Annotated in this window: 6 protein-coding genes; 4 read left to right on the top strand and 2 right to left on the bottom strand. The window is 73.0% G+C overall.

Going from position 1 to position 5,672, the window contains the following annotated elements:
* Window positions 1-1,061: tRNA (N(6)-L-threonylcarbamoyladenosine(37)-C(2))-methylthiotransferase MtaB (gene mtaB, locus FV230_RS23680; protein ID WP_147844142.1), on the bottom strand; the 1,061-nt coding region annotated here is incomplete at its 3' end.
* Entirely contained in the window at window positions 1,061-1,951 is an 891-nt protein-coding gene (gene dapF, locus FV230_RS23675; protein WP_147844141.1) for a diaminopimelate epimerase, read from the bottom strand. The genes dapF and mtaB, both read right to left, overlap by 1 nt.
* Before the next feature lie 290 nt (window positions 1,952-2,241).
* Here dapF and FV230_RS23670 point away from each other — a divergent pair, with 290 nt between their 5' ends.
* From FV230_RS23670 to FV230_RS23655, 4 genes are all read left to right on the top strand, one after another.
* The gene (locus FV230_RS23670; RefSeq protein WP_147844140.1) at window positions 2,242-3,045 is read left to right on the top strand and encodes a GyrI-like domain-containing protein; all 804 of its coding nucleotides are present in this window, start codon (window positions 2,242-2,244) and stop codon (window positions 3,043-3,045) included.
* A 76-nt stretch (window positions 3,046-3,121) separates the two neighbouring features.
* Window positions 3,122-3,892, top strand: a complete 771-nt coding sequence (locus FV230_RS23665) for a Fe-S cluster assembly protein HesB (RefSeq protein ID WP_147844139.1) — start codon at window positions 3,122-3,124, stop codon at window positions 3,890-3,892.
* A gap of 97 nt (window positions 3,893-3,989) precedes the next feature.
* Window positions 3,990-5,054 (top strand): tryptophan--tRNA ligase, encoded by a 1,065-nt coding sequence (gene trpS, locus FV230_RS23660; protein ID WP_147844138.1) that lies wholly within the window; start codon window positions 3,990-3,992, stop codon window positions 5,052-5,054.
* Window positions 5,054-5,672 (top strand): haloacid dehalogenase type II (locus FV230_RS23655; RefSeq protein ID WP_147844137.1); only part of this gene is annotated, 619 nt, incomplete at its 3' end. The genes trpS and FV230_RS23655, both read left to right, overlap by 1 nt.

Here is a 5,672-nt window from a genome sequence, read left to right as displayed (position 1 = left end):
CCGCCCGCCGCGCGCAGGCGGGCGGCGCGCGCCCGGACGATCTCGGGGGCCACGGGCGGCATCCGCGCGGCCGGGGTGCCCGGCCGGGGCGAATACGGGAAGACGTGGAGATGCGTCAGGCCGCATTCCGCGACGAGCTCGAGGGAGCGGGCGAACTGGTCCTCGGTCTCGGTCGGGAAGCCGGCGATCAGGTCGGCGCCGAACACCGCGTCCGGCCGCAACCGACGCACCTCCCGGCAGAAGCGGATCGCGTCGGACCGCGCATGGCGCCGCTTCATCCGCTTCAGCACGAGGTCGTCGCCGGCCTGCAGCGACAGGTGCAGGTGCGGCATCAGCCGGGGCTCGTCGGCGAGCGCGCGCATCAGGGCGTCGTCGGCCTCGATCGAGTCGATCGAGGACAGGCGCAGGCGCGCGAGGTCCGGCACCGCGGCGAGAATCGCCAGCACCAGCGTGCCGAGGCTTTCGGACGCGCCGGCGAGGTCGCGGCCGTAGGCGGTGAGGTCGACGCCGGTGAGCACGACCTCGCGGCTGCCATGGGCGACGATGTGCGCCACCTGATCGATCACCCCGGCGGGCGCCACCGAGCGCGAGTGCCCGCGCCCGAACGGGATGACGCAGAAGGTGCAGCGGTGGTCGCAGCCGTTCTGCACGGGGACGAAGGCGCGGGTGTGCCCGGCCACGCCCGCGATCCGCGTCGGCGCGGCGTGGCGGGCGACGAACACGTCGCCCACGGCATCGCGCGGACGGTCGTGGTCCGGTTGCCACGCGGCGGGGGAGAGCTTGTCGCCGTTGCCGACGAGGCGGGCAACCTCGGGCATCGCGGCGTAGGCCGCGGTCTCGATCTGCGCGCCGCAGCCGGTGACGACGATCTCGGCGCCCGGCCGCTCGCGGTGCAGGCGGCGGATCGCCTTGCGCGCCTGCCGCCCGGCTTCCGTGGTGACGGCGCAGGTGTTGACCACGACGAGGTCGCGGTCGCGCGATGCCGCCTCGGCATGGCCGCGCATCACCTCGGCCTCGACGGTGTTCAGCCGGCAGCCGAAGGTCAGCGTCTCGACCGTCATCAGGCGGCGTCCTGCGCGAACAATTCGGGGGCGAAGCGGCCTTCGGCGACGAGGCAGACCGGGCCGGTCATCAGCACGTGGTCGTCGGCGCGCCACTCCACGAACAGCTCGCCGCCGGGCAGGCTCACGGTGGCCTGCCGGCCGATCATCCGCAGGCGTGAGGCGGCGACCACGGCGGCGCAGGCGGCCGTCCCGCAGGCGAGCGTCAGCCCGGCGCCGCGCTCCCAGACCCGGAGCTTGATCGCTTCCCGCCCCCGGACCTGCGCGATCGAGATGTTGGCGCGCTCGGGGAAGATCGGGTGGTTCTCCAGCATCGGGCCGATCTGCCCGAGGTCGAACGTGTCCGGGTCGCGGTCGGTGAAGAACACCGCGTGCGGGTTGCCCATGTTCACCGCGCCCGGCGAATGCAGGATCGGGTCGTCGATCGGCCCGATCTGCAGCTCGATCCGGCGCGTGTCGGGAAAGGGGTCGCGCAGCGGGATCTCGTTCCAGGCGAGCCGGGGGCGGCCCATGTCGACGGTGAAGGAGCGCTCGGCGACGCGCTTCACCTCCACGCGGCCGGCATCGGTCTCCAGGACCAGCCGCCCGGTCTCGACGGGGCGCGCCATGGCCGGGTCGTCGAGCATCGCGTAGGCGACGCAGCGGGTGCCGTTGCCGCAGGCGCCCGATTCCGAGCCGTCGGTGTTGTAGATCCGCATGAACGCGTCGGTGCCGCGGCTTCGCGGATCGTGCAGCACCATCAGCTGGTCGAAGCTCGAGGACGGGTCGGCCGCGATGGCACGCGCCTCGGCGGCGGCGACGCGGACGCCGCTGCCGCGCAGGTCCAGCACCACGATCGCGTTGCCGGCGCCGTGCATCTTCAGGAAGCGTCTGTGGGCGAGTGCGCTCATGCGGCCATGGTGGTTCGAGCTGCGTCGTCGCGGGATGCGGGGTCGGGCCTCCGAACGGCCCGTCGTCGAGGCCCCGTATATGGCAAGGCCGGCGTCCGACGCGAGGGGCGGCTCCGCGCGCGCCGGAGCGTGGCAGATCCGCCGCGCCCGCACGCCGCGCTTCGGGAACCTGCATCGACGGTCTCGCGAAGACCGGTGTTCGTCACTACGTTCGGGCGTGACGGGACCGTGCCGATTCGGTCCGCGGCGGCCTTCGGTCGTCGCCTCGATGCCTTTGCCGGAGCGCTGCCTTGACCCGCCCTCGCCTCACGCTCGCCGCCGGCCTTCTCGGCGCCGCCGTCCTTCCCGTCCTGGCCTTGCCGGTCCTTGCCGAGCAGCCCCCGCCGCCGGCCTCGACGGCGCCCTCGCCCGCGGTGACGGACCCGCTTCCGACCACGACCGCGCCGAACCCGCCCGCCGATCCGAACAAGTCGTCCGCGCCCGCGCCCGAGAAGGCGATCACGTCGCCGACCCTGCCGTCGGCGCCCGCTCCCGCGCCGGCGCCGCCCCCGGCACCGCCTCAGGCGCAGGCACCGTCCCCGGCTCAGGCCTCCGGGCGGAAGACCCTGGTGGAGACCCCGGCCAACGCCGACGACGTCGACGCGGTGACGCTGCCGGCCAAGCCCGCCGCGATCCTGTCCGGCAAGGCGAAGTGGGAGGAGGCTGTGCCGAGCCTGAAGGAGGCCTTTGCCAAGATCGAGGCGGACCTCGCCAAGGCCGGCATCGCCGCGACCGGGCGCCCGCTCGCAGTCTTCACCCGCACCGACGACGACGGCTTCGTCTACGAGGCGATGATCCCGGTGGCCTCCGCCCCCGAGCCCGCGCCGAGCGCCGCCGACGGCCTGCACTTCGGCACGACGCCCTCCGGCAAGGCCCTGCGCTTCCCGCACAAGGGCTCCTACGACGACATCGACGGCACCTACGAGACCCTGACGACCTACCTCGACGCCAAGGACATCGTCGTCCAGGACCGCTTCATCGAGGAGTACGTCACCGACCTGAACGACAAGGCCGACGACAAGCTCGACGTGAACATCTACGCGCTGACGCGGTAACGTCGACGCGCCGACGCGGTGGACCTGCGACGTCGCGCGGGCGGAACCGGCGGGAATCCTCGCGGATTCCGCCCTCATGCCCAGCGCGAACCGCCACGACCTCTTCGCCGCCGAACGTCCGCCGCGCCCCACCGCCGCGGTCCCGGAGGACGCGCCCGCCGACCTCGCGGCGAAGGCGCTCGAGATCCACCGCAGGCTGTGCCCGGTCTACGGCTGCCCGATCCCGTATTTCCACAGTCTCGACCCGCTCTCGGAGCTGGTGTCGTCGCTGCTCTCGCACCGCACCCGCAACGCCGATTCGGGCCGCGCGTTCAAGGCGCTGCGCGCCCGCTATCCCGATTGGGCGGACATGCTCGCCGCGCCGGTGGAGGCGATCGAGGACACCATCCGCGGCGTGACCTGGCCGGAGCTGAAGGCGCCGCGCATCCAGGCCGTGCTCCGGGCGGTCGAGGCGCGCCGCGGCAGCCTGTCCCTCGCCTTCCTGGCCGACATGCCGGTCGAGGCGGCGCGCACCTGGCTCGAGGCGATCCCCGGGGTCGGGCCGAAGACCAGCGCGGCGGTGCTGTCGTTCTCGGTGCTGCGCATGGCGGCGCTGCCGGTGGACAGCCACCACCACCGCGTCGCCCAGCGCCTCGGGCTGATCGGCGCGAAGGTGGATGTCGGCCCCTCGCACCCGATCCTGCGGGCGCAGCTTCCGGCCGACTGGTCGGCGCAGGACCTCTACGACAACCACGAGATCCTGATGCTGCACGGCCAGCAGGTCTGCCACCACCGCAAGCCCGCCTGCGGCCGCTGCGTGCTGCTCGACCTCTGCCCGAGCGCGCAAGGCGCCTATCGCGAGCCCTAGCAGCCCTCGCCTTGACCGGTTCGTCCCCCGGGTGCCAGAAACCCGGCCTTCCAGGGACGCGAGATCGCCTCGGCCCGGCATTCGAGGGACCGCGCCGATGGCCGCGTTCAAGGAACTGGTGTTCTCGGGCGTGCAGCCGACGGGCAACCTGCATCTCGGCAACTACCTCGGCGCGATCAAGCGCTTCGTCGAGATGCAGGCGCGCGAGGCGCAGTGCCTGTACTGCGTCGTCGACCTGCACGCGATCACCCTGTGGCAGGACCCGGAGGCGCTCAAAGGCCAGATCCGCGAGGTCACGGCCGCCTTCCTGGCCGCCGGCATCGATCCGAACCGCTCGATCGTGTTCAACCAGAGCCAGGTGCCGCAGCACGCCGAGCTCGCCTGGGTGTTCAACTGCGTCGCGCGGCTCGGCTGGCTCAACCGGATGACCCAGTTCAAGGACAAGGCCGGCAAGGACCGCGAGGCGGCCTCGATCGGCCTGTACGACTATCCCGTGCTGATGGCGGCCGACATCCTGGCCTACCGCGCGACGCACGTGCCGGTGGGCGAGGACCAGAAGCAGCACCTCGAATTGACCCGCGACATCGCGCAGAAGTTCAACACCGACTTCGCCGGCTCGATCGCCGCGCACGGGCACGATGCGGGCGCCGGGTTCTTCCCGATCACCGAGCCGCTGATCGGGGGACCTGCCGCCCGCGTGATGAGCCTGCGCGACGGCACCAAGAAGATGTCGAAGTCCGATGCCTCGGACAATTCGCGCATCAACCTCACCGACGATGCCGACGCGATCGCCAGCAAGGTGCGCCGGGCCAAGACCGACCCGGACGCCCTCCCCTCGGAGGTCGCGGGCCTCGCCGGCCGGCCGGAGGCCGACAACCTCGTCGGCATCTTCGCCGGGCTCAAGGGCACGACGCGCGACGCGGTGCTGGCCGATCACGGCGGCGCGCAGTTCTCCGCCTTCAAGGGCGCGCTGGTCGAGCTCGCCGTCGAGACGCTGGCGCCGATCGCCACCGAGATGAAGCGCCTGACCGCCGACACCGCCCACATCGACGCGGTGCTGGCCGACGGCGCCGAGCGCGCCGAGGCGATCGCCGCGCCGACCCTCGACGCGGTCAAGGACATCGTCGGCTTCGTCCGCCGCACCCGGCTGCGGAGCGTGTGATGGCGATCCGGGCGCTGGTCTTCGACGTCTTCGGCACGCTCGTGGATTGGCGCTCGGGCGTGGCGCGGGAGGCGGAGCGGCTGCTCGCGCCCTACGCGGCGGCGCTCGACGGCGGCGCCTTCGCCGATGCGTGGCGGGCGCGCTACGGGCCGTCGATGGAGACGGTGCGGTCGGGCGCCCGCGCCTACGTCGACCTCGACGCGCTGCAGGGCGAGTCGCTGCCGGAGGTGCTCGCCGCCTTCGGCATCGCCGGGGTTCCCGAGGCCGTCCGGGCCGAGCTCGTCCAGGCCTGGCACCGGCTCGACGCCTGGCCGGAGGTGCCGGAGGCGCTGGCGCGCCTGCGGATCGGCCACCTGCTCGCGCCGGTCTCGAACGGGCCTGTCCGGCTGATGGTCGACCTGGCGCGGCGCAACGGGCTGGGGTTCGATGCGATCCTCGGCGCAGGCTATTCCCGCGACTACAAGCCGAAGCCGACCCTTTATCGCGACGCCGTCGCGGCTTTCGGCTTCGCGGCCTCCGAGACCCTGATGGTCGCGGCGCATTCGAGCGATCTCGCGGCGGCCGCGCAGCACGGGCTGGCGACCGCCCACGTCGCCCGTCCGCGCGAGCACGGGCCGG

Origin of the sequence: Methylobacterium sp. WL6 (genome assembly GCF_008040095.1) — a bacterium.
Taxonomy (GTDB): domain Bacteria; phylum Pseudomonadota; class Alphaproteobacteria; order Rhizobiales; family Beijerinckiaceae; genus Methylobacterium.
Note: the sequence above shows the minus strand (reverse complement) of the source record. Positions and strands in the feature narration are given on the sequence as shown.